Annotated in this window: 23 protein-coding genes and 1 pseudogene; 14 read left to right on the top strand and 10 right to left on the bottom strand. The window is 75.5% G+C overall.

The window, feature by feature from the left end; genetic code table 11:
- The first annotated feature begins 2 nt into the window (after window positions 1-2).
- The 3 genes from ACWIZO_RS07745 to bar are packed head-to-tail and all read left to right on the top strand — an operon-like array spanning window position 3 to window position 2,644.
- On the top strand, window positions 3-521 hold the full coding sequence (locus ACWIZO_RS07745; protein ID WP_448641916.1) for an N-acetyltransferase family protein: 519 nt from the start codon (window positions 3-5) through the stop codon (window positions 519-521).
- Window positions 522-570: 49 nt separating this feature from the next.
- On the top strand, window positions 571-1,524 hold the full coding sequence (locus ACWIZO_RS07740) for a carbamate kinase (RefSeq protein WP_448641915.1): 954 nt from the start codon (window positions 571-573) through the stop codon (window positions 1,522-1,524).
- A gap of 13 nt (window positions 1,525-1,537) precedes the next feature.
- A complete protein-coding gene (gene bar, locus ACWIZO_RS07735; protein WP_448641914.1) occupies window positions 1,538-2,644 on the top strand; it encodes a barbiturase in 1,107 nt (368 codons plus the stop codon).
- 108 nt (window positions 2,645-2,752) lie between these two features.
- Here the strand turns inward: bar and ACWIZO_RS07730 are convergent, their stop codons facing one another.
- Window positions 2,753-3,040 carry a Dabb family protein gene (locus tag ACWIZO_RS07730; RefSeq protein ID WP_448641913.1) on the bottom strand — a complete coding sequence of 96 codons (288 nt, stop codon included), beginning with the start codon at window positions 3,038-3,040 and terminating at the stop codon, window positions 2,753-2,755.
- A gap of 135 nt (window positions 3,041-3,175) precedes the next feature.
- Between ACWIZO_RS07730 and ACWIZO_RS07725 the strand changes: the two genes are divergently transcribed.
- Both ACWIZO_RS07725 and ACWIZO_RS07720 read left to right on the top strand, forming a co-directional pair.
- Window positions 3,176-4,264, top strand: a complete 1,089-nt coding sequence (locus tag ACWIZO_RS07725) for a PP2C family protein-serine/threonine phosphatase (RefSeq protein WP_448641912.1) — start codon at window positions 3,176-3,178, stop codon at window positions 4,262-4,264.
- Between the two features lie 38 nt (window positions 4,265-4,302).
- A pseudogene (locus ACWIZO_RS07720) lies at window positions 4,303-5,016 on the top strand (SDR family NAD(P)-dependent oxidoreductase); the annotation flags it as partial.
- 48 nt (window positions 5,017-5,064) lie between these two features.
- Here ACWIZO_RS07720 and ACWIZO_RS07715 read toward each other — a convergent pair.
- Together ACWIZO_RS07715 and ACWIZO_RS07710 are read right to left on the bottom strand one after the other, a co-directional pair.
- On the bottom strand, window positions 5,065-5,589 hold the full coding sequence (locus ACWIZO_RS07715; protein WP_448641911.1) for an RNA 2'-phosphotransferase: 525 nt from the start codon (window positions 5,587-5,589) through the stop codon (window positions 5,065-5,067).
- The gene (locus tag ACWIZO_RS07710; protein ID WP_448641910.1) at window positions 5,586-6,194 is read right to left on the bottom strand and encodes a hypothetical protein; all 609 of its coding nucleotides are present in this window, start codon (window positions 6,192-6,194) and stop codon (window positions 5,586-5,588) included. The genes ACWIZO_RS07715 and ACWIZO_RS07710 overlap by 4 nt, the downstream gene beginning before the upstream one ends.
- Before the next feature lie 81 nt (window positions 6,195-6,275).
- Here ACWIZO_RS07710 and ACWIZO_RS07705 point away from each other — a divergent pair, with 81 nt between their 5' ends.
- Together ACWIZO_RS07705 and ACWIZO_RS07700 are read left to right on the top strand one after the other, a co-directional pair.
- Window positions 6,276-6,944: a 3-oxoacid CoA-transferase subunit A gene (locus tag ACWIZO_RS07705; RefSeq protein ID WP_448641909.1), complete on the top strand. Its 669-nt coding sequence runs from the start codon at window positions 6,276-6,278 to the stop codon at window positions 6,942-6,944.
- Window positions 6,941-7,600, top strand: coding sequence for a 3-oxoacid CoA-transferase subunit B (locus ACWIZO_RS07700; protein ID WP_448641908.1), 660 nt, complete (start codon window positions 6,941-6,943; stop codon window positions 7,598-7,600). The genes ACWIZO_RS07705 and ACWIZO_RS07700 overlap by 4 nt, the downstream gene beginning before the upstream one ends.
- Before the next feature lie 83 nt (window positions 7,601-7,683).
- Here the strand turns inward: ACWIZO_RS07700 and ACWIZO_RS07695 are convergent, their stop codons facing one another.
- Window positions 7,684-9,090 carry a DUF1116 domain-containing protein gene (locus ACWIZO_RS07695; protein ID WP_448641907.1) on the bottom strand — a complete coding sequence of 469 codons (1,407 nt, stop codon included), beginning with the start codon at window positions 9,088-9,090 and terminating at the stop codon, window positions 7,684-7,686.
- Window positions 9,087-10,565, bottom strand: coding sequence for an FdrA family protein (locus tag ACWIZO_RS07690; protein ID WP_448641906.1), 1,479 nt, complete (start codon window positions 10,563-10,565; stop codon window positions 9,087-9,089). Before ACWIZO_RS07690 ends, ACWIZO_RS07695 begins: the two co-directional genes overlap by 4 nt.
- Before the next feature lie 163 nt (window positions 10,566-10,728).
- On the opposite strand from ACWIZO_RS07690, the gene ACWIZO_RS07685 reads away from it, so the two are divergent.
- From ACWIZO_RS07685 to ACWIZO_RS07665, 5 genes are read left to right on the top strand one after another with little or no spacing between them, the layout of a single operon-like run.
- Window positions 10,729-12,216: a uracil-xanthine permease family protein gene (locus tag ACWIZO_RS07685; RefSeq protein ID WP_448641905.1), complete on the top strand. Its 1,488-nt coding sequence runs from the start codon at window positions 10,729-10,731 to the stop codon at window positions 12,214-12,216.
- Complete coding sequence (locus tag ACWIZO_RS07680; RefSeq protein ID WP_448641904.1) at window positions 12,213-13,088, top strand: FAD binding domain-containing protein; 876 nt, start codon at window positions 12,213-12,215, stop codon at window positions 13,086-13,088. The genes ACWIZO_RS07685 and ACWIZO_RS07680 overlap by 4 nt, the downstream gene beginning before the upstream one ends.
- Window positions 13,085-13,603, top strand: a complete 519-nt coding sequence (locus ACWIZO_RS07675; RefSeq protein ID WP_448641903.1) for a (2Fe-2S)-binding protein — start codon at window positions 13,085-13,087, stop codon at window positions 13,601-13,603. The genes ACWIZO_RS07680 and ACWIZO_RS07675 overlap by 4 nt, the downstream gene beginning before the upstream one ends.
- The gene (cutA, locus tag ACWIZO_RS07670; protein ID WP_448641902.1) at window positions 13,600-16,014 is read left to right on the top strand and encodes an aerobic carbon-monoxide dehydrogenase large subunit; all 2,415 of its coding nucleotides are present in this window, start codon (window positions 13,600-13,602) and stop codon (window positions 16,012-16,014) included. The genes ACWIZO_RS07675 and cutA overlap by 4 nt, the downstream gene beginning before the upstream one ends.
- The gene (locus tag ACWIZO_RS07665) at window positions 16,011-16,658 is read left to right on the top strand and encodes an SRPBCC family protein (RefSeq protein ID WP_448641901.1); all 648 of its coding nucleotides are present in this window, start codon (window positions 16,011-16,013) and stop codon (window positions 16,656-16,658) included. The genes cutA and ACWIZO_RS07665 overlap by 4 nt, the downstream gene beginning before the upstream one ends.
- 71 nt (window positions 16,659-16,729) lie before the next feature.
- Here the strand turns inward: ACWIZO_RS07665 and ACWIZO_RS07660 are convergent, their stop codons facing one another.
- Window positions 16,730-17,491 carry a hypothetical protein gene (locus ACWIZO_RS07660; RefSeq protein WP_448641900.1) on the bottom strand — a complete coding sequence of 254 codons (762 nt, stop codon included), beginning with the start codon at window positions 17,489-17,491 and terminating at the stop codon, window positions 16,730-16,732.
- A 35-nt stretch (window positions 17,492-17,526) separates the two neighbouring features.
- The gene (locus ACWIZO_RS07655) at window positions 17,527-18,402 is read right to left on the bottom strand and encodes an ABC transporter ATP-binding protein (protein ID WP_448641899.1); all 876 of its coding nucleotides are present in this window, start codon (window positions 18,400-18,402) and stop codon (window positions 17,527-17,529) included.
- Between the two features lie 188 nt (window positions 18,403-18,590).
- Here ACWIZO_RS07655 and ACWIZO_RS07650 point away from each other — a divergent pair, with 188 nt between their 5' ends.
- Window positions 18,591-19,733: a sensor histidine kinase gene (locus ACWIZO_RS07650; protein WP_448641898.1), complete on the top strand. Its 1,143-nt coding sequence runs from the start codon at window positions 18,591-18,593 to the stop codon at window positions 19,731-19,733.
- Window positions 19,730-20,389, top strand: a complete 660-nt coding sequence (locus tag ACWIZO_RS07645; RefSeq protein WP_448641897.1) for a response regulator transcription factor — start codon at window positions 19,730-19,732, stop codon at window positions 20,387-20,389. The genes ACWIZO_RS07650 and ACWIZO_RS07645 overlap by 4 nt, the downstream gene beginning before the upstream one ends.
- Window positions 20,390-20,396: 7 nt before the next feature.
- On the opposite strand, the gene ACWIZO_RS07640 is transcribed toward ACWIZO_RS07645, so the two are convergent.
- From ACWIZO_RS07640 to ACWIZO_RS07630, 3 genes are read right to left on the bottom strand one after another with little or no spacing between them, the layout of a single operon-like run.
- On the bottom strand, window positions 20,397-21,329 hold the full coding sequence (locus ACWIZO_RS07640) for an SDR family NAD(P)-dependent oxidoreductase (RefSeq protein WP_448641896.1): 933 nt from the start codon (window positions 21,327-21,329) through the stop codon (window positions 20,397-20,399).
- 13 nt (window positions 21,330-21,342) lie between these two features.
- Window positions 21,343-21,729, bottom strand: coding sequence for a type II toxin-antitoxin system VapC family toxin (locus ACWIZO_RS07635; protein ID WP_448641895.1), 387 nt, complete (start codon window positions 21,727-21,729; stop codon window positions 21,343-21,345).
- On the bottom strand, window positions 21,722-21,940 hold the full coding sequence (locus tag ACWIZO_RS07630; RefSeq protein WP_448641894.1) for a type II toxin-antitoxin system CcdA family antitoxin: 219 nt from the start codon (window positions 21,938-21,940) through the stop codon (window positions 21,722-21,724). The genes ACWIZO_RS07635 and ACWIZO_RS07630 overlap by 8 nt, the downstream gene beginning before the upstream one ends.
- Window positions 21,941-21,954 lie beyond the last annotated feature (14 nt).

The raw sequence follows: 21,954 nt of genomic DNA, 5'->3' as shown, positions 1-21,954 counted from the left end.
TGGTGGCGACCGTCCGCGACGCCACGGCCGACGACGACGGGGCCTGCGCGGCGGTCTACGCGCCCTACGTCACCGGCACCGCGGTCAGCTTCGAGGCCGAGCCGCCTCCGCCCGCGGAGATGGCCCGCCGGATCGCCGTCGCGCAGCAGTCGCACGCCTGGCTGGTGCTCGAGGAGGACGGCCGCGTCGTCGGCTACGCCTACGGCGGCCCGTTCCGGACGCGGACGGCGTGGCAGTGGTCGTGCGAGGTGAGCGTGTACCTGGCGGCCGGACGGCGGCGCGGCGGCGGCGGGCGCGCGCTGTACGAGGCGCTGATGGCGCGCCTGGCCGACCGCGGGTACCGGGTCGCGGTCGCCGGGGTGACGCTGCCCAACCCGGCCAGCGAGGCATTCCACCGCGCCCTGGGGTTCGAGCCGGTCGGGGTCTTCCGGAGGGTGGGCTGGAAGGACGGCCGCTGGCACGACGTCGCGTTCGCCCAGCGGCCGCTCGGGAACGACGGCCCACCCGGCCCGCTGCGCTGATCCCGCCGGGTACTTCAGCGCTGAGAGATCTCCCGCTACGGTGCGCGAGGTGTCCTCCCGCCGCGCCGTGATCGCCCTGGGCGGCAACGCGATGACCGGGCCCGACGGGTCGGCCACGCCCGGTGCCCAACGTGCGGCCCTCGCCGTCGCCGCCGGTCACGTCGCCGAGGTCGTCGCCGCCGGGGTCGAGGTCGTGCTCACCCACGGCAACGGACCGCAGGTGGGCAACCTGCTGGTCAAGAACGAGCTCGCCGCGCACGTCGTGCCGCCGGTGCCGTTGGACTGGAACGTCGCCCAGACGCAGGCGACCATCGGCTTCACCCTCGCCGACGAGCTCGACGCCGCCCTGGCCGCCCGAGGGCTGGCGCGGCGCACGGCCGCCCTGGTGACCCGCACCCTCGTCGACGCCGGCGACCCCGGGTTCGCCACCCCCTCCAAGCCGGTGGGTCGCTTCCTCCCGCGCGAGCAGGCCGAACGGTTCGTCTCCCTCGGTCAGGTCTGGGAGGACCGCGGCCCGCGGGGCTGGCGGCGGGTCGTCGCCTCCCCGGAACCGCTGTCGGTGGTCGACTCCCCCGCGATCCACGCCCTCGCCTCGGCCGGCTTCGTCGTCGTGTGCGCCGGTGGTGGCGGCATCCCGGTGTCCGACGACGGCTGCGACGGCAGCGCCCTCCGCGGTGTCGAGGCCGTCGTCGACAAGGACCTCACCGCCGCCGTCCTGGCGCGCGACCTGGACGCCGACACCCTGGTGATCGCCACCGACGTCCCGAACGTGATGGTGGACTTCGGAACGGCCTCCCAGCGCCCGCTCGGCCGCGTCACGGTGGAGGAGCTCCGAGCGCACGCCCGCGACGGCCAGTTCGCCCGCGGCAGCATGGGCCCGAAGGTCGACGCCGTCCTCCGCTTCGTCGAGGGAGGCGGCTCGCGCGCCGTCGTCACCTCGCTGGAGAACATCGCCGACGCCGTCACCGGTGACGCCGTCGGCACCGTGCTCACCGCCCGATAGGAAGAAGGAACACGTGCCCGCACCGATCGAGGTCCGCAAGATCCCGCTGCACAACGTCAGCGACGCCTCCGAGCTGGCCAGGCTCGTCGACGACGGCGTCATGGAGGCCGACCGGGTCGTCGCCGTCATCGGCAAGACCGAGGGCAACGGCGGGGTCAACGACTACACGCGGATCATCGCCGACCGGGCCTTCCGCGAGGTGCTGCTGGAGAAGGGCAACCGCTCGAAGGAGGAGGTCGGGGAGATCCCGATCGTGTGGTCGGGCGGGACCGACGGCGTCATCAGCCCGCACGCGACGGTCTTCGCGACGCTGCCCGAGGACGCCGTCGAGAAGACCGACGAGCCGCGACTGACCGTGGGCTACGCGATGAGCGAGGTGCTGCTGCCCGAGGACATCGGCCGCCTGGCGATGGTGGAGAAGGTCGCTGCGGGGGTGCGCCGGGCGATGGCGGCCGCCGGGATCACCGACCCCGCCGACGTCCACTACGTGCAGACCAAGACGCCGCTGCTGACCATCGAGACCATCCGGGACGCCAAGGCGCGCGGCGAGGACACCTACTACGACGAGCCGCACGGCTCGATGGACCTGTCCAACGGGACGACGGCGCTGGGCATCGCGGTGGCGTTGGGCGAGCTCGAGATGCCGCGCCAGGAGCAGGTCATGCGCGACCTGTCCCTGTTCAGCGCCGTCGCCTCGTGCTCGTCGGGCGTGGAGCTCGACCGGGCGCAGATCGTCGTCGTCGGCAACGCGCGCGGGCACGGCGGGGCCTACCGGATCGGCCACTCGGTGATGCGCGACGCGCTGGACCAGGACGGCATCTGGAACGCGATCCGCGATGCCGGCCTCGAGCTGCCCGAGCGGCCGCACCCCTCCGACCTCGGCGACCGGCTGGTCAACGTCTTCCTCAAGTGCGAGGCCGACCCGACCGGCTACGTGCGCGGCCGGCGCAACGCGATGCTCGACGACTCCGACGTCTTCTGGCACCGGCAGATCAAGGCGACCGTCGGCGGGGTGGCGGCCTCGGTGACCGGCGACCCGGCGGTGTTCGTGTCGGTGGCCGCGGTACACCAGGGCCCGTCGGGTGGCGGCCCGGTCGCGGCGATCATCCGGGCCCAGTAGCCGCGGACCGTCGGCCGAGTGCACAGTTGCGGTCGGCGACACGCGCCGACACGCCGTCCCCGACGGCCGCAACCGCCCACTGGGCAGGGGCGCCCCGTCGACCTGCGGTCAGGTCTCGAACTGGACGCGGGCGACCTGCGCGCAGTAGGGGTCGAACAGCTCCTGGCGGATGCGGTTGTGCTCCTCGTCGAGGTCGTAGACGCGGTAGGCCTCGGCGTCGGCCCAGTCGCTGGTGATGGCGAAGTCCCACCCGCCGGCGCGCAGGCCGGCGTCCAGGCCGACGCGCACGTCGGCGCAGCCGGTCACCGGCAGGGCGGCGATCGCGTCCAGCCCGGGGCGGACGGCGGAGGGCTCGACCCCCGGGTGGAGCTTCCCGACGACGACGTTGCGGATCACTCCCCCATCGTCGGACGGCGCCGCGCCGACGGCACGCCCGGGTGACCGCGTGGTCGCGCGATCCGGGGGTCGGTCGCGGACCCTGGGGTCGGCACGCCCGCACCGGCCGGGCGGCGGCGATCGGGGGCTGCGGCGGTGGACAGGTCGATCCGGGCGCACGTGCTGCCCGCGGGCCTGCTGGTCCTCGTCGCCGTCCTCGACGTCGTCGTGGGCCGCAGCCAGGTGCTGCTGGGCCTCGTGGCCATCGCGCCGCTGGTGGCCGCCAGCCTCACCGGCCGGCGGGCGACCGCCGCCTACGGCGTGCTGGCGCTGCTGACCGCGGCGCTGCTCGGTGTCTACGACGAGCAGTACACCGCCGCGGCCGTCCCCGCGCAGACCGTCCGGCTGGCCGTGGTGGCCGTGGCCGGGCTGCTGGCCGAGGCCGCGTGCGCGCTGCGGGTGCACCGCGAGGCCGAGCTGGCCCGCACGAGCGCCCAGGCCGCGACGGCCCGCGCCGCCCTCGAGGCCGCCACGGCGCTGCAGCGGCACCTGCTCGGCCCACCGCCGCAGGTGCCGCACTCGCAGACCGTCGCGCGCTACCTCCCGGCGGTCCGCGGGGCACGGATCGGCGGCGACTGGTACGACGCCTTCCCCGCGGCCGGCGGCGCGACGGCGCTGGTCATCGGGGACGTCGCCGGCCACGACGCCCGGGCCGCGGCCGCGATGGCCGAGGTCCGCGGCATGCTCCGGGCGGTCGCCGTCTCCACCTCCTCGCCGGCCCAGGTGCTCGACGCGCTGGACCGGGCGATGGCGCGCCTGGCCGGCCCCACCCTGGTCACGGCGGTCGTGGCCGTCCTCACGCCCGCCGACGACGGCGCGGACCTGTGCTGGTCGAACGCCGGCCACCCGCCGCCGGCGCTGGTCGGGCGGGACGGGACGGTCCGCCTGCTCGAGCGCACCCCCGAGCGGCTGCTGGGGGTCGAGCCCGGCGTCCGCCGCACCGACGCGACGCTGCGGCTGCGGCCCGGCGACACGCTGCTGCTCTACACCGACGGCCTCGTCGAGCGGCGGGACCGGTCGCTGGACGAGGGCAGCGCGTGGTTGGTCGAGGAGCTGCGCCGGCGGGCACCGGCGCCGCTGGACGAGCTGTGCGACGGGCTGCTCGCCGAGCTGTCCGGCACCGGGCACGACGACGTGGCGGTGCTCGCCGTCCGCCTGGCCGGCACGGCGACCGGGGACCGCTGAGCGCTGCCGGCGCCGCCGGGCCGGTGTTGCACGGCGGCATGGGCGAGGACGGGGCACGGGCCGACGGCGTCCGGGTGCTGGTGACCGGCGGGACGAGCGGGCTGGGCGCGGCGATGGCCGCGGCCCTCCTCGACGCCGGGGCGCGGGTTGCGGTGACCGGACGGGACGGCGACCGGGCGCGGGCGACGGCCGACCGGCTGGGCCCGGGCGCGGTGGGGGTCGGGATGGACGTCCGGGACGAGGGCTCGGTCGCGCGCGGCGTGGAGGTGACGCTCGGCGTCCTCGGCGGGCTCGACGTCCTGGTCGACGACGCCGGGATCGGGATGCGCACGGTCGACCCGCGGTTCCTGTCCGACCCCCAGCCGTTCTGGGCCGTCTCCCCCGACGGGTTCCGCGACCTGGTGGCGACCGACCTGACCGGCTGCTTCCTCGTGGCCCGCGAGGTGGTGCCCCGGCGGCTCGCCGCCGGCGGCGGCCGCGTCGTGAACGTCTCGATGAACCACTCGACGATGAACCGGAGGGGGTTCGTGCCCCACGGGCCGGCCCGGGCCGGGGCGGAGGCGCTGTCGCGGATCATGGCCGCCGACCTCACCGGCAGCCCGGTCACGGTCAACGTCCTGCTGCCGGGCGGGGCGACGGCGACCGGGATGGTCCCCGACGACCTCCCCGCCGAGCACCGCGCGGCGCTGCTCCCGCCCGAGGTGGTGGCCGCGCCGATCCGCTGGCTGTGCTCCCCCGCCGCGGCCGGCGTGCACGACGAGCGGATCGTCGCGACGCCAGTTCGCCGACCGGCCGGCCGGTCAGGCCCGGCGCAGGTAGCGCGGCGGGACGGCGTCGACCAGCCACACCCCGTTCGCCGCGCGGGTGAAGACGGCGCCGTCGCGCGCCATGCCCGCGGCGTCCACCCGGAGGACGACCGGCCGGCCCCGCCGCGCGCCCACCCGGCGGGCCGTCTCGGCGTCCGGGCTCAGGTGCACCGCGTGCCGGCGCCCCGGCCGCAGCCCCTCGGCCTCGATCGCCGGCAGGACGCGCTCGACCGTGCCGTGGAAGAGGACCGCCGGCGGGGCCTGCGCGGCGTACCCGAGGTCGACGGCGACGCTGTGCCCCTGGCTGGCGCGGATGCGGGTGCCGGTGTCGTCGAAGGCGAAGCGCCGCTCGTCGTTGCCCGCGACGACGCGGTCGAGCTGCTCCCGCGTCCAGCCCAGCGCGGTGAGCAGGGCCGCGACGTCGGCCCAGCCGGCCGCGTCGAGGGTGAGCCCCACGCTGCCGGGCGCGTGGCGCAGCACGTAGGAGAGCCGCTTGCTCCGCCGGACGACGTCGGTCACATGCCGCGGAACCAGGACCCCGGCGGCAGGTCGGGCGGCGCCGGGGGCTCCTCGCCCCACGGTGCCGGCGGGGCCCAGGGCCACAACTCGACGACGCCTGCGGCGGCCGCCCGGATCGCCGTCCCGTCCAGCCGCGTCGCCGTCTCCTCGATGCCGAGCCCCGGGCAGCGGACGACGACGGTCAGCGGGCCGTCGGGGGGCAGCGGGGACAGCCACCACTCCTGGTCGGCCGTGCGGTCCCCGGCCGACCCGGACCCGGGCTGCCAGACCAGGTCGGGGTCGTTGCCCGGCAGGCCCCCGCCGGCGACCCGGCGGCCGTCGGCCAGCTCCACCCCGATCAGCAGCCCGGCCCGCTCGGGCTCGAAGACGAGCTCCGACAGGCCGCGCGCGGGCGCCGGGGCCTCGCGCACCCGGACGGCCAGCGTCATCGCGACCCCGGTGGAGTACACCTGCAGCCCGGTCAGGGCGACCGCGGCGTCGCCGGTGCGGGCGAGCAGGGCGTTGACCGGCAGCGCCACCGGGAGCTCGTTCTCCGGCGCCCCCATCCGCCGGAGGTGCTCCTCGTCGGGACCGTCCTCCCCGCCCGCCGCGGTCGTCGTCCACACGGGCGGCAGCCTGGCGGTCGGACCGTCGCCGCGCCACCGGGTTAGCGTGCAGGGCACGGCATCGACAGCTCGGGGGTGCGGGTGATCGACAAGCGGGTTGCGTCGCTGGCCGACGCGGTCGCGGGCATCGAGGACGGCGCCACCGTGCTCGTCGGCGGGTTCGGCGCCTCCGGCGTCCCGGTGGAGCTGGTGCACGCGCTGCTCGACCAGGGCACCACCGACCTCACCGTCGTCACGAACAACGCCGGGTCCGGCGAGACCGACGTCGCGGCGCTGCTGCGCGAGCGGCGGGTGCGCAAGATCGTGTGCTCGTACCCGCGCTCGGCGGGGTCGGTCTGGTTCGAGGAGCGCTGGCGGGCCGGTGAGGTGGAGCTGGAGCTGGTGCCGCAGGGCACGCTCAGCGAGCGGATGCGGGCCGCGGCGGCCGGCCTGGGCGGGTTCTTCACGCCCACCGGCGCCGACAGCCTGCTGGCCGACGGCAAGGAGGTGCGGGTGATCGGCGGACGGCGGCACGTGTTGGAGGAGCCCCTGCCCGGTGACGTGGCGTTCGTCAAGGCCGCCCGCGCCGACCGCTGGGGCAACCTGGTCTACCGGACGGCGGCGCGGAACTTCGGCCCGACGATGGCCGCGGCCGCCGTGCTCACCGTCGTCCAGGTCGACGAGTTCGTGGAGCTCGGGGAGCTGGACCCGGAGGCGATCGTGACGCCGGGGATCTTCGTCGACCGCGTCGTCCGGGTGGCGGCGGCGTGAGGCTGGACGCGCGGGACGTCGCCCGGCGGATCGCCCGCGACATCCCCGACGGCGCCTACGTCAACCTCGGCATCGGCCTGCCCACCCTGGTGGCCGACTGCGTCGGCGCCGAGAAGGAGGTCGTCTACCACTCGGAGAACGGCATCCTCGGGATGGGCCCGGCACCGGAGCCCGGCCGGGAGGACCCGGAGCTGATCAACGCCGGCAAGCAGCCGGTGACCCTGCTGCCCGGCGGGGCGTTCTTCCACCACACCGACGCGTTCATGATGATGCGCGGCGGGCACGTCGACGTCACCGTGCTCGGCGCCTTCCAGGTGTCGGAGACCGGCGACCTGGCCAACTGGGCCACCGACGACGCCAGCCACCCGCCGGCGGTCGGCGGCGCGATGGACCTCGCCGTCGGTGCGAAGCGGGTGCTGGTGCTGACGACGCACACGACGCGGTCCGGTCAGCCGAAGCTGCTGCCGCGCTGCACCTACCCGCTGACGGCGGCCGGCGTGGTCGACCGCGTCTACACCGACCTCGCCGTCCTCGACGTCACGCCCGGGGGCTTCTGCGTGCGGGAGATGGTCGCCGGGCTGACCCGGGAGGACCTGCAGGGCGCCACCGCCGCGCAGCTGACCTTCGCCGACGACCTGGGCGTGCTGGAGCCCTGACCCGTGCCGTCCGGGTCGAGATCACGGGATCTCGCACGCGGAACGGCGTCCGGGGGTGCGAGATGGCGCGATCTCGACGGGCCTCAGGCCGCCGGCGCGGTGCGGGCCTCCTGCGCGAGGGCGGCCAGCGCCTGCTCGAAGCACTCCCGCGGCGGCTGCACCAGGCCCGCGCCGACCTGGCCGGTGCCGGCCACCCGCCCCGCCATCCCGGTGTTGATCTGCGGCAGCCACCCCGTGCGCGCCACCGACAGCACGTCGATGCCGGTGGGGGCGCCGCGGAAGCCGAGCACCGGGATCGCCATCGCCGGGTTCTCGGCCAGGGTGAGCTGGTACATCCGCTCGGTGGTGGCCAGTGCGTCGGGCACGGTGCCGCCGACGAACCGCACGATCGCGGGTGCCGCGGCCATCGCGAACCCGCCGACGCCGTAGGTCTCCATGATCGCCGAGTCGCCGATGTCGGGGTTGGCGTCCTCGGGGCCGTAGTCGCCGAGGAAGAGGCCCACCGGGGTCTGCGCGGGGCCGGTGAACCAGCGGTCGCCGGTGCCGGCGGTCTGCACGCCGAACTCCGTGCCGTTGCGGCTGAGCACCGTGACCATCGTCGAGCCGAGGACGCCGCGGGCGGCGTCCATCGCCAGCTTCGCCGTCGGCATGCCGAGGTTGAGGAAGAAGTGCTCGTTGCCGCCGATGAACCGCAGGACGGCGGCGACGTCGGCCGACGGGGCGTCGACCGCCACGATCGCCGGTGCGAGGTCGCGCAGGGTCATCAGCGAGCCGGCGCGGTTGCGGTTGTGCCCCTCGTCGCCCATCTGCAGCATCTGCGCGAGCACCGCCTTGACGTCCAGCGGCTCGGGCATCGACCGCACGGCGCGCTGCAGCACCGGCCCGAGGACGTCGCGCATCCAGGCCAGCCGGGTGAGCACCTCCTCACCGAAGGCACCCATCCGCAGCACCTTGCCCAGGCCCTCGTTGAGGTTGCAGTACGCCCGGCCGCCGGAGACCGGGTCCTCCAGGCACCAGGTCCACATCGACGGGCTGGTCACCCCGGCCATCGGGCCCACGGCCGCGTGGTGGTGGCACGGGTCGAGCGTCACGCCGCCGCAGGCCAGCAGCGCCTCGGCGTCCTCGACCGTCGACGCCCAGCCCTCGAACAGGCAGGCGCCGATGAGCGCGCCGCGCATCGGGCCCGACGCCGCCTCCCAGGTCAGCGGCGGCCCGGAGTGCAGCAGGGTCCGGCCGGTCAGCCCCACCGTCTCGCGGGCGGGCCGGACGTCGACCAGGTGCGACCCGGCGGCCAGCACCCGCTCGACCGCCGTCCGGTTGGCCGCGGCGCGGCGCGGGTCCAGCGCCAGCGCGGCGAGGTCGGCCGGGTCGCCGAAGGCCGGCGGCCGCCAGTCGACGTCGGTCACCTGCGCGCCCTGCGCGCGCAGTGCGGCGGAGAAGACGTCGACCCCGGCGGCGACGACGGCCGGCGGGTCCTCGAGGATCCTCATCGGGCGGCTCCCAGCAGGTCGAGCGCGTGCCGGGTGGCCTGCGCGTTGGAGGCGAAGACGGCGGCTCCGGCCGCGGCGAGGGCGTCGGCCTGGCGGCTCCAGCCCTGCGGGTCGGCCTCGGTGCCGACGAGCGCGACGACCGCCGGCAGGCCCGCCGCGGCGATGGCCGGCGCCAGGGCGGCGGCGGGGTCGGGGTCGGCGCCGTGGCCGAGGACGACGTCGAGCAGCAGCACCGCCGGCTCGCCCGACGCGGCCAGCCGGGCGATCGCCTCCAGCCGCAGCGTCGGGTCGATCATCGGGTGCGCGCGGCCCACGGTGAGCGCGTCGTCGCCGAAGTCGATCACCACGTGCCCGGGGGCGGACAGGTCCGTCCCGAGCGCCAGGTCGGGCCGCAGCGGGGTGTTGGACCGGACGTCGCCGAGCACCGGCGCGGCCAGCAGCATCGCCTCGTCGGCCAGCGTGCCGCCGGAGTAGAGGCCCTTGAGGACGGCGCCGGGTGCGGCCGTCCCGCTCCCCGGCCGGGCGGGCCACCGCGGGGAGGCCACCCCCAGGTCGGCCAGCAGCGCCTCGACGGCGGCGGTGAGGTCCGGCGTCCCGGCGCCCAGCACCGCCGAGCGGACCGGCGTCGACAGCCGTGCCGCCGCCCCGGCCACCACCTCGGCGACCGACGGCGCCGGCGGCTTGGAGACGACGAGCACCCGCTCGGTGACGGGGTCTGCGTCCAGGGCCGCCAGCGCGTCGAGCGTGGCCAGCCCGCCGACGGCCTCCGACAGGTCGCGCCCACCGACGCCGAGGACGTGCGAGACCCCGACGCCGGCCGCGTCGAGCAGGCAGGACACCTGCTGTGCGCCGGTGCCCGAGGCCGCGACCACGCCGACCGGGCCGCGGCGGACGACGTTGGCGAAGCCGAGCGCCACGCCGGAGACGATCGCCGTCCCGCAGTCGGGACCCATGACCAGGACGCCGGCCCGCCGCGCGGCTCGCTTGAGGGCGACCTCCTGCTCGACCGGCACGCCGTCGGAGAAGACCAGCACGCTGCGGCCGGCGGCGACCGCGTCGGCGGCCTCGAGCGCCGCGTAGGGCCCCGGCACGCTGACGACGGCGAGGGCGGCGCCGTCCTGGTCGTCGAGGGCGGCGCCGACCGTGCGGGCCGGCTGTGCGTCGGCCGTGGCGGGGGAGCGCTCCCGCTCGGCCAGCGCGGCGTCGACGGCGGCCACCGCGGCGGCCAGCGCGTCGTCGTCGACGGCGGCGATCCCGACGAGCAGCTGCTCGGGCGAGGCGTCGTCGCCGGGCGCCAGGCCCATGCCCGCGGCCAGCTCCACGTTGAGGGGCGTGGCCATGGCGACGAGGACGGCGGTGACCCCGTCGCGGGTGCCGACGTCGCGGCTGACCTGCATCAGCCGCACCGAGTCGGCGTAGACGCCGCTGCGCAGGGAGACGTGCCGGACGCCCGGTCCGGGGGCGGGTGCGCTCACCCCGCCGACCGTAGCGGGAGGTACCTCAGCGCTGAGACGTCGTCGGCTGCGGCAACGACGATTTAGCACTGAGGTACTTCCGCGTGTCGACACGCCGTGACAGATTGGCGGCCTCCGGGGGCGGGCCTCCCGGTACACCGGCTAGCCCCGCCGAGGAGGACCCATGGCGTTCGGTTGGAAGCTCTACGCGGGCGGCAAGACGCCTCCGCTGGGCGAGGCCGTCGCCCCCGACGAACGCCTCTCGTGGCCCCGGACCATCGGCATCGGCGCCCAGCACGTCGTCGCCATGTTCGGGGCGACCTTCGTCTTCCCGCTGATCATGGGGCTGGACGCGAACCTCGCGATCATGATGAGCGGCGTCGCGACGATCATCTTCCTGCTCGTCGTCCAGGGGAAGGTGCCCAGCTACCTGGGCACCAGCGCCGCCTTCGTCGGCGGGGTGGTGGCCATCCGGGCCAACGGCGGGGACTCCGGGGACGTCGTCGGCTCGATCCTGGTCTCCGGCGTCGTGCTGGCCCTGGTCGGCGTCCTCATCCACGTCGCCGGGGCCCGGGCGATCAACGCCGCGCTGCCGCCGGCGGTGACCGGCGCGGTGGTCATGCTCATCGGCTTCAACCTCGCCCCCGTGGTGGCCGGGGTGTACTGGCCGCAGGACCAGTGGGTCGCGCTGGCGACCATGGTCTTCGTCATCGTCGCCTCGCTGCTGCTGCGCGGCTTCTGGGCCCGGATCTCCATCCTGCTCGGCCTGGTCTTCGGGTACCTGCTGTCGATCCTGCTCGACGTGACCGCCGGGCAGATCACCTCGCCCGACGGCACCGGCGCGATCGTCACCCGCGACCGGATCGACTTCGCCACGGTCGGCCAGGCGGACTGGATCGGCCTGCCGCAGTTCACCGCGCCGAGCTTCTCGCTGAACTTCAGCCTGCTGGTGCTGCCGGCGGTCATCGCGCTCGTCGCCGAGAACGCCGGGCACGTCAAGGCCGTGTCCGCGATGACCAAGCGCGACCTCGACCCGGTGATGGGCCGGGCGATCTTCGCCGACGGCCTCGGCACGGTCATCGCCTCGTCCGTGGGCGGCTCCCCCACCACCACCTACGCCGAGAACATCGGCGTCATGGCCGCCACCCGGGTCTACTCGACGGCGGCCTACTACGTCGCGGCGGTCGTGGCGATCCTGCTCGGCCTGTGCCCCAAGTTCGGCGCGCTGATCAACATCATCCCGGGCGGGGTGCTCGGCGGGATCACCGTCGTCCTCTACGGGATGATCGGCCTGCTCGGCGCCAAGATCTGGAAGGAGAACCGGGTCGACTTCGCCAACCCCATCAACCTGGTGCCGCTGGCCGCGGGCATCATCATCGCGGTCGGCAACGTGACCCTGCAGATCACCGACACCTTCCCGCTGAGCGGCATCGCCTTCGGCACGATCGTCGTCGTGGTCGGCTGGCACGTCGCCCGGGCGGTCGCCCCGGCGGAGATGAAGGCGGCCCTGCTGCAGGAGCACGGGTTCGTCGAGGGCACCGGGCCGGCGCTCGGGCACACCGGGGGGCACGAGGTCAGCCCCGACCCGTCGTCGGTCGACCGGGTGGGCCGTCCCGGGGTCGACGACCGGCCCACCGGCGTCGACGCCCGCAAGGGGACGCTCGAGCGGTGAAACCGCCGCCCTTCCGCTACGCGGACCCCGGCTCGGTCGACGAGGCGCTCGACGTCCTCGCCACCGAGGGGACGGGCGCCAAGGTGCTCGCCGGCGGGCAGTCGCTGCTGCCGCTGCTGGCCATGCGGCTCGCGACGCCGACCACGCTGGTCGACGTCAACCGGGTGCCCGGCCTCGGCGCGGTCGAGACCACCCGGGACGGCGTGCGGGTGGGTGCTCTGGTGCGGCACGCCGCGCTGCTGCGCGACGGCGCCGCCGCCGGCGTCCAGCCGCTACTGGCCCGGGCGACGGCGAACGTGGCGCACCCGGCGATCCGCAACCGCGGGACGACGGTCGGCTCGATCGCGCACGCCGACCCCTCGGGGGAGATGACGGCGGTGCTCGCGCTGACCGGCGGGTCGGTGACCGTGGCGACGCCGTCGGGACGCTCGGCCGTCGGCTGGCGGGACCTGTTCGTCGGGCCGCTGGAGACCTCGCTGAGCGGCCCGGCCCTCGTCGTCGACGCGTTCTTCCCGGCTCTGCCGGAGCGGTCGGGGACGGCGTTCGCCGAGATCGCGCGGCGCCGGGGCGACTACGCCGTCTGCGGCGCGGCCGTCGTCGTCACCCTCGACGGGGACCGCCGGGTGGCCGCCGTCCGCGCCGCCTACCTGTCGGTGGGGCCGGTGCCCGAGGTGCACGACCTCACCGACGCGGTGGCCGGCAAGCCGGTCGACAGCGCCGACTGGGCCTCGGCCGGCGCGCTGGCCCGCACGCTCGTCGACCCCGATCCCGACCTGCACGCCACCGCCGACTACCGGCGCCTGCTGGTCGGCGTGCTGACCGAGCGCACGCTCGCCGAGGCCGCGGCCGAGGCGGCGGGGAGGGTCCCATGACGAGCGTCGACACGGAGCGCACCGTCTCCCTGACCGTGAACGGTGTTCCCCGTGAAGCGCGGGTGCCGGTGCGGCGCGTGCTGTCGGACCTGCTGCGCGACGACCTGGGGCTGACCGGCACGCACGTGGGCTGCGCGCACGGCGTCTGCGGCTCGTGCACGGTGCAGCTGGACGGCGAGCCGGTGCGCTCCTGCCTGGTGCTGGCCGTGCAGGCCGACGGCGCCGCGGTGACCACGGTGGAGGGGCTGGCCCGCGACGACCACCGGGGCGGGCAGGTGCTGCACCCGGTGCAGGAGGCCTTCCGCGAGTGCCACGCGCTGCAGTGCGGCTTCTGCACGCCGGGGTTCCTGGTGACCATCGCGGCCGGGCTCGAGGCGCGGGACCCGGCGCAGGAGATCACCGAGGAGGAGGTCGAGGACCTCGTCGGCGGCAACCTCTGCCGGTGCACGGGCTACGCGAACATCAAGAAGGCCGTCCGCTCCGCCGCCGCCACGATGCGGGAGGACGCCCGGTGACCACCAAGCTGTTCGGGGAGCCGGTCCGCCGACGGGAGGACGCGCGGTTGATCACCGGCCGCGGGCGCTACCTCGACGACATCGGCGCCGGCGCGCTGGCCGCGGCCTTCGTGCGCAGCCCGCACGCACACGCCCGGGTGGTCGACGTCGACGTCGACGGCGCCCTGGACGTCGAGGGCCTGGTCGCCATCTACACCTACGAGGACCTCACCGGCCCGATGGCCGAGCCGCTGCCGGTGCTCATCCCCCACCCGCAGCTGCACGCGCCGCGCACCGGCTACCCGCTGGCGAAGGACGTGGTCCACCACGTCGGCGAGCCGGTCGTGATGGTGGTGGCCACCGACCGGTACGTCGCCGAGGACGCCGCCGAGCGGATCGTCGTCCGCTACGAGGAGCTGCCGGTCGTCGTCGGCATCGACACCGCCCGCGCCGCCGAGCACGCCGTCCACCCGGACGTCCCCGACAACGTCGCCGCACGGCACCACCAGGAGACCGGCGACGTCGAGCCGGCGCTCGCCGCCTCGCCGCACACGCTCACGTTCACCCAGACCATCGAGCGCAGCGCGTGCACGCCGCTGGAGGGCAAGGGCGTGCACGCCCGCTGGGACGCCGACGACGGCAGCCTGCGCGTGTACTCGAGCACCCAGGCCTCGACGTCGGTGCGCGCGGCGATCGCGGCGAAGCTGGAGCTCTCGCTCGACCGGGTCGAGGTGGTCGCGCCCGACGTGGGCGGCGGCTTCGGCGTCAAGATCGTGCACCCGTGGCCGGAGGAGCTGCTGGTGCCGATGGCCGCCATCGCGCTGGGCCGCGAGGTGAAGTGGGCCGAGGACCGCCGCGAGCACTTCGTCTCCAGCGCGCACGAGCGCGGGCAGCGGCAGGAGGTCACCGTCGGGTTCGACGACGACGGCCGGCTCACCGCGCTCGACGTGCACGTCTGGCACGACAACGGCGCCTACACGCCCTACGGGATCATCGTGCCGATCATCACCGCGACGCAGCTGGTCGGGCCGTACGTGGTCCCGGTGTACCGGGTGGTGGTCGAGAGCGTCTACACGAACACCGTCATCGTCACGCCGTACCGCGGCGCCGGGCGGCCACAGGCCTGCTTCGCCATGGAGCGGACGATGGACCGGATCGCCGACGAGCTCGGCCTCGACCGCGCCGAGGTCCGCCGTCGCAACCTGATCACGCCCGACCAGTTCCCCTACGACCACCACCTGACGTTCCAGGACGGCCGGCCCGTGGTCTACGACTCCGGCGACTACCCGGGGCTGCTCGACAAGCTGACCGACCTGGTGGGCTGGGGGTCCGTCGAGGAGCGGCGGGCCGAGGCGGCATCGCGGGGGAAGCTGCTCGGCGCCGGGATGGCGCTGTACGTGGAGGGCACCGGGCCCGGGCCCTACGAGGGCGGGCACGTGCAGGTGCTCGGCAGCGGCAAGGTGCTGGTGTCGACCGGGCTGACCTCGCAGGGCCAGGGACACGAGACGTCGTTCGCGCAGATCGTCGCCTCCGAGCTCGGGGTGCCGATCGAGGACGTCGAGGTGACCACCGGAGACACCCGCCGCTTCCCGTACGCGGTCGGCACCTTCGCCTCGCGGGCGGCGGTGATGAGCGGCAACGCGATCGCGCTGGCGGCGCGCGGCGTCCGGGAGAAGGCGCTGCGGATCGCCGCCGACGTCCTGGAGGTCGACCCGGGCGACCTCGAGATCGACGAGGGCCTGGTGCAGGTCAAGGGGACGCCGGGGGCGTCGATCCCGCTGCGCACGGTCGCCGTCCTGTCCAACCCGCTGCGCTACGCCTTCGACGAGGCGGCCAAGCAGGCGACGCAGTTCGCCACCCACGACGACACGAAGCCGCCCGTGGCGCCGGGCGACGCGCCGGGCCTGGAACACCGCGACTACTACTCACCGCTGCGCTCGACGTTCGCCTCGGGCGCGCACGCGGCGGTGGTGGAGATCGACCCGCAGACGTGGGAGATCGACGTCGTGCAGTACGCGGTGGTGCACGACTGCGGCAACGTGGTGAACCCGATGATCGTCGAGGGGCAGGTGCACGGCGGCGTCGCGCAGGGCGTGGGCGGGGCGCTGTACGAGCGGATGGCCTACGACGCCGACGGGCAGCTGCAGAACGCCTCGTTCATGGACTTCCTCGTGCCCTACGCCTCCGAGGTGCCCGACGTGGTCATCGACCACCAGCAGACGCCCTCGCCGCTCAACCCGCTGGGCATCAAGGGCGCCGGCGAGGCGGGCGTGATCCCGGGGTCGGCGGCGCTGGCCTCGGCGATCGAGGACGCGGTGGGCCGGCGGGTGACGGCGATGCCCATCTCGCCGTCGGAGCTCTACGACCTGGTGCGGGATCCGGCCACGGAACGGACGGCGGCCTCGGCGCGCCGGGGAGGAGCGCTCGCGTGAACCTGGACGGCTCGGCGGTGCTGCACGCGTCCCCGGACCGGGTGTGGGCGCTGCTCACCGACCCGGAGGTGCTGGCGCGGACGATCCCGGGCTGCCTGTCGCTGCAGCGCACCGGCGAGGACGCGTACCGGATGGACGTCGCCGTGGGCGTCGGGGCGGTGAAGGGCACCTACGCCGGCGAGGTGCGGCTGACCGACCAGCGGCCGCCGTCGTCCTACGTCATGCACGCCTCGGGCGCGGGGGCGCCGGGCAACGTGCGGGCGAAGGTGGCGATCGAGCTGTCGCCGTCCGACGAGGGGACGACGACGCTCACCTACTCCGCCGACGCCGTGGTGGGCGGGCCGGTGGCCGGCGTGGGCCAGCGGATGATCACCGGCGTCGCCAAGCGCATGGCCGGCCAGTTCTTCACCGCCGTCGACGCCGAGCTGAGCGGTGCCGCCGCGCCCCGCCCGTCGTCGACCGCGGTGAGCTCGACGGACGCCGTTCCCGCGGGAGCGCCCGCAGCGCCGCCCGAGGCACCCCGGATGGCGCCCACGGCGCCGTCCGCGGACCTGCGGACCCTCGCCGTGGGCGCGGTCGGCGGCGCCGGCCTCACCCTGCTCGGCGTCGTCGTCGGCTGGCTCCTCGGCCGCCGCACGGGCTGACGGGCACACGCCGAGGGCCCTCCCGACCGGATCGAGAGGGCCCTCGGCGTGTGGTGGAGGTGCGGATCGGGTCAGGCCACCGAGCGGCGGCGGGTGATGAGCACCCCGGCGATCGTCGAGACGACCACCCAGCCGGTGATGACCGCGATCGGCGTCGTCGCCGCGCCGTGCTGGGCCAGCGTCACGATCGCGCTCGCCGGGTCCAGCTTCGACGCGATCTCCGGCTTGACCGAGTTCAGCACCGGCAGGATGCCCAGCACCGTCAGGTAGGTCCCGGTCATCGCGGCCGCCGAGTTGCCCACCGCCGCACCGATCCCGGCGCCGATGACGGTGAACGCCGCCCCGGAGGCGATCACCGCGACCACGGCCTGGCCGGCCGCGAACCACATGACCCCGGACGTGAACAGCGCCAGCGCGCCGACCGCCCCGCCGACGCCGAGGGACGCCAGCACCAGCCCGAGCACGGCCATCGCCGTGGCCTTGGCGGCCAGCACCCGTCCCCGCTGGGGGACGAGCAGGTAGGTCGTCTGCACGCTCCTGTGCGTCCACTCCCCCGCGGTCGAGAGCACACCGAGGGCGAGCAGGACCAAGGCGATCAGCATCCCCATGATGCCGAGGGCCATCGCGGCGGCGACCCCGCCGCCGCTGGTCATGGTGGCCAACAGGACGCCGAGCGGGCCGACGAGCACGGCCAGCGCGGCCACCGACCGGCCGGAGCGGGTGGACAGGGACTTGCGGATCTCCAGGCCGGTCAGGGCCGGGAAGGACGGAGCGGTCCGCCGGGCGGTCGACCCGGCGACCGGGACGACGGCGGGGGCGAGGGTGGTGCTCATGTCGATTGCCTCTCGGGGAGAAGGGAGGGTGGTGGTCATGACGCGTCGGTGAGCTGGAAGAACAGCTCCTCCAGGCCCTGCTGGGAGGGCCGCAGGTCGATCAGGGCGTGGCCGCCGGCCGCGGCGAGCGCGCCGATCCGCTCGGGGCCGGCGCCGGGGACGACGAGGACGCCGTCGTCGCGGTGCTGCACCTCGAGCCCGGCCGCCGCGAGCTCCGCCTCGAAGGACGGCGCGTCGGCCGCCCGCACCGCGGTCCCGTCGCCGGTCAGGAGCTCGCCGATCGGGCCGTCGGCGACGATCCGGCCCGAGCCGATGACCAGCAGCCGGTCGACGGTGTGCTCGACCTCGCCGAGCAGGTGGCTGGACAGCAGCACCGTGCCGCCGCGGGCCGCGTGGCCGCGGAGGAGGTCGCGCATCCAGCGGATGCCCTCCGGGTCCAGGCCGTTGGCCGGCTCGTCGAACATCAGCACCGGCGGGTCGGCGAGCAGGGCCGCCGCGATGCCGAGCCGCTGCCGCATGCCGAGGGAGTAGCCGCCGATCCGGCGCCCTCCGGCCGCCGTCAGGTCGACCATCTCCAGCACCTCGTCGACGCGGGTGGCCGGGACGCCGATCGTCGCGGCCAGCAGCCGCAGGTGCGTCCGGCCGGTGCGACCGGGGTGCACCGCCGCCGCGTCGAGCAGCGTGCCCATGACCGCTCCCGGGTTGGGCAGCGCCGTGTAGGGGACGCCGGCGACCGTCGCGGTGCCCGACGACGCGGGCACCAGGCCGGTGATCATCCGCATCGTCGTGCTCTTGCCGGCGCCGTTGGGGCCGAGGAAGCCGGTCACCGTGCCGGGCTCCAGCTCGAACGACACCTCGTCGACGACCCGCCGGCCGCCGTACTCCTTGGTCAGTCCGCTGACCGTGATCATCGGGGGCTCCTCCGTGTGGTCCGCCGTGGTGGTGATGCACAGAGAACCGCGGCGGGCCCCTCGTCCGCGTCAGCCGTGAGCCTCGAACCCGCTGGTCGGACGGCTACGGCTCGTCATCCGAAAGGAGACGTCGGCGGTCATCCCGCGGCCGACCCGCGCGACGCGATCACCGCCCTACGCTGCTGCGCATGGGGCTCCGCGCGCGTCTGTGGCCGGGCCTCTCGGCGCGCAGCGTCTGGTTCGAGGCGCTCCTCGCCGTCCTCGGCGGGCTGAGCGTCAGCGCGGTCAACTGGACCCCCGGCCCCGATCCGGTGTCATCGTCCATCGCGGCGACCGGGTCGGTGGTCGTCAGCCTGCTCCTGCTGTTCCTCCGCCGCCGGGCGCCGCTCGTCCCCTTCCTGCTGGCGGCCGCCATGGGGGCCGTGGCACCGGCGGTGGGCGGCGCCATCCCGCTGGGTGCCTATGCGGTGGGCCGCTACACCGGCGGGTGGGCCGCCCGGGCCGTCGCAGGCGTCGCCGGGGCGGTCGCGGTCAGCCAGTTCTGGACCGGACCCTCGATCGGCGAGGTCGTCGGCGGTCTGGCGGGCATCGCGTTCGTCGTCCTGCTGCCCGGTGCCATCGGCGCCTGGGTGCGGGCCCGCGCCGACCTGATGACGGCGCTCACCGAGCGCGCCGAGCGGGCCGAGGCCGAGCGGGAGCTGCTCGCCCGCGAGGCCATCGCCGCCGAGCGCGCCCGCATCGCCCGCGAGATGCACGACGCCGTCGGCCACCGGGTGAGCCTCATGGTGCTGCAGGCCGGCGCCATCGAGATGGCCGCCACCGACCGGGAGCGCGTCGAGCAGCTCGCCTGCCACGTGCAGCTGGCCGGGCGGCAGGCCCTCGACGAGCTGCGGCAGGCGGTCGGGGTGCTCCGCGCCGGGGAGGACGACGACGCCCCGCTCACCCCGCAGCCCGGCCTCGACGACCTCGAGCGGCTGGTCGAGGAGTGCCGCGCCGCCGGGATGACCGTCGCGCTGGGCCTCCCGCCGGCCGACGCCGCCCCGGTCGAGCCCGCCGTCTCCCGGGCGGCCTACCGCATCGTGCAGGAGGCGCTGACCAACGCCGGCAAGCACGCGCCCGGCGCCCCGGTGCACGTGGCTGTCGTCCGCGAGCCCGCCCGGCTCGTCGTCCGCGTGGTCAACGGGACGCCGCTCGAGCCCGCCCGCCCCGGCTCCGGCGGCGGCTTCGGCCTCGTGGGGCTCAGCGAGCGCGTGCGCACGCTGGACGGCCGGCTCCGCACCGAGCGCCGGCTGGACGGCGGCTTCCTGGTCGAGGCGGTGATCCCGGTATGACGATCTCGGTCCTCCTCGTGGACGACGAGGAGCTGGTGCGGTTCGGGCTGCGGACCGTGCTGGAGGCGGCCGGCGACGTCACCGTCGTCGGGGAGGCCGGTGACGGGTTCGCCGCGGTGCGCGCGGTGCAGGAGCTGCGGCCCGACGTCGTCCTCATGGACGTCCGGATGCCGCGCAAGGACGGGCTGGCGGCGACGCGCGAGATCCTCGCGCTGCCCGACCCGCCGCAGGTCGCCGTCCTCACGACCTTCCACGCCGACGAGTACGTGTACGCGGCGCTGGCCGCCGGGGCCGCCGGCTTCCTGCTCAAGGACACCCCCCCGCGGGAGATCGCCGCCGCCGTCCGCGCGGTGGCCGATGGCACCGCGACGCTGTCGCCGAAGGTCACCGCCGCGCTCATCGAGTCCTACGTCGACCGGCGGGCGGCGCCGCGCCGGGCCCAGGCGCTGCGCCGGATCCGGGAGCTGTCCGACCGCGAGCGCGAGGTGCTGCAGCTGCTGGGCAGCGGCGGGTCCAACGCCGAGCTGGCCAAGCGGCTGTACGTGAGCGAGGCGACGGTGAAGACCTACGTCTCGCGGCTGCTCGCCAAGCTGGGCCTGGCCAACCGCACGCAGGCCGCCATCCTCGCCCACGAGGCCGGCCTGCTGGAGGACTGAGCCGCGTTCACGCGACCGGCCCGACCTCCAGCGGGATGCCGGTCTCGCGCTCGCTGACCTGCCACAGGACGTCGATCCGCTCCTGCAGTCCGCGCCGGCGCAGGACCGGGCGCCGCACGGCCGGGCCGTGCGAGCCGTACCGCGGCGCGTAGAGCTCCCCGCCCCGGGCACGGGGGTCGGTCGCCGCACGCAGCTGCGGCCGGACGCCCTCGAACGGCGACATCCCCGACCGCGCCGTCAGCAGCTCGAACACCGGACCCAGCCGGCCGGCGCCGCCCTCGCGCACGGCCCGCGCCTGCAGGTCGGTGCTCGTCAGCCCCGGGTGCGCGAGCAGGCTGCTCGCCGCGACGCCGGCCGCCGCGAACCGCTGCTGCAGCCCCAGCCCGAAGTGCAGGTTGGCCATCTTCGACCGCGCGTACGCGCTCCACGCCCCGTAGCCCCGTTCGAGGTGGACGTCGGCCGGGTCCAGCCGCCGGGCCCGGTGCCGGGCCGTGCTCGTCACCGTCACCACCCGCGCGGCCGGCGACCGCAGCAGCGCCGGCACCAGTCGCGCGGTCAGCGCCCAGTGCCCCAGGTGGTTGACGCCGAACTGCTCCTCGAACCCGTCGGTGGTGGTCCGCCGCGGCACCGCCATCACCCCGGCGTTGTCCACCAGCAGGTCCACGCGCTCGTGCCGGTCCAGCACACAGGTCGCGGCGGCCGCGACCGAGGAGAGGTCGCCGAGGTCCAGCGGCACCGTCTCCAGCGACGCCGCGGGGGAGCTCGCCCGGATCCGCCGCTCCGCAGCGGCCGTCCTCGCCGGGTCGCGGGCGGCGAGGACGACGTGCGCTCCTGCACCGGCCAGCGCGAGCGCCGTCTGCAGGCCCAGCCCACCGTTGGCGCCGGTCACCACCGCCGTCCGGCCGGTCAGGTCGGGGATGTCGCGCTCGGTCCAGACCATGCCCCGGCTCTCTCTACGCCACGACGACGTCGACCATCGGCACGGCCCTCAGCCGACGATCGGTCGTCACGAGCACCGCCGTCCGGACAGCTGCCAGCTCCACGTACAGCGCGTCCACCAGACGCAGCTGGTGGCGTCGAGCCCAGGCGCCGGTGACGAGAGTCTGCACGGGATGGCGATGGATCGGGGCCTCCACCACGCGACCGAGCAGCCGCGTCACCGTGTCGTCGTCCAGGTCCCCGGCGCGGTTCAGCCGCCCGAGTGCGGACAGCACTTCCGCGTCGACGTGTCCGGGCGCGTGGAGTGACTGACCGGCGAGCCGTGAGCGGACAGCGACACCCAGGGGGTTGCCCAGGAGCAGGTCCACGAACGCCGATGCGTCGAGGACCACCTCAGCCATGTCGGGTGGCCGGCTCTTCCCGCGTTGCGTCCAGGGCGGCGAGCGCGTCGTCATGCGACACCAGCAATGGCGCAGGGTCGAGCGTCGCCAACCAGGCGTCCGTCGTCCGCCCGGCCAGGTGCTGCCTGATCGCGTCCTGCGTCAGCGACGACAGGTTGATCCCCGCTGTCCGGACCGCCGCAGCCAGATCCTCGGGGAGGTAGATGTTCACCCGGGGCATACACA

The sequence above is a fragment of the Geodermatophilus sp. URMC 63 genome, from assembly GCF_053502565.1.
This window is presented reverse-complemented; position numbering and strand designations above follow the sequence as displayed.

Excerpts from the sequence above, each read along its gene's own strand:
- ACWIZO_RS07695 (WP_448641907.1), bottom strand. The coding sequence starts at position 9,090 with ATGAGGATCCTCGAGGACCCGCCGGCCGTCGTCGCCGCCGGGGTCGAC.
- ACWIZO_RS07685 (WP_448641905.1), top strand. The coding sequence starts at position 10,729 with ATGGCGTTCGGTTGGAAGCTCTACGCGGGCGGCAAGACGCCTCCGCTG.
- ACWIZO_RS07675 (WP_448641903.1), top strand. The coding sequence starts at position 13,085 with ATGACGAGCGTCGACACGGAGCGCACCGTCTCCCTGACCGTGAACGGT.
- ACWIZO_RS07660 (WP_448641900.1), bottom strand. The coding sequence starts at position 17,491 with ATGAGCACCACCCTCGCCCCCGCCGTCGTCCCGGTCGCCGGGTCGACC.
- ACWIZO_RS07655 (WP_448641899.1), bottom strand. The coding sequence starts at position 18,402 with ATGATCACGGTCAGCGGACTGACCAAGGAGTACGGCGGCCGGCGGGTC.
- ACWIZO_RS07650 (WP_448641898.1), top strand. The coding sequence starts at position 18,591 with ATGGGGCTCCGCGCGCGTCTGTGGCCGGGCCTCTCGGCGCGCAGCGTC.
- ACWIZO_RS07645 (WP_448641897.1), top strand. The coding sequence starts at position 19,730 with ATGACGATCTCGGTCCTCCTCGTGGACGACGAGGAGCTGGTGCGGTTC.
- ACWIZO_RS07640 (WP_448641896.1), bottom strand. The coding sequence starts at position 21,329 with ATGGTCTGGACCGAGCGCGACATCCCCGACCTGACCGGCCGGACGGCG.
- ACWIZO_RS07635 (WP_448641895.1), bottom strand. The coding sequence starts at position 21,729 with ATGGCTGAGGTGGTCCTCGACGCATCGGCGTTCGTGGACCTGCTCCTG.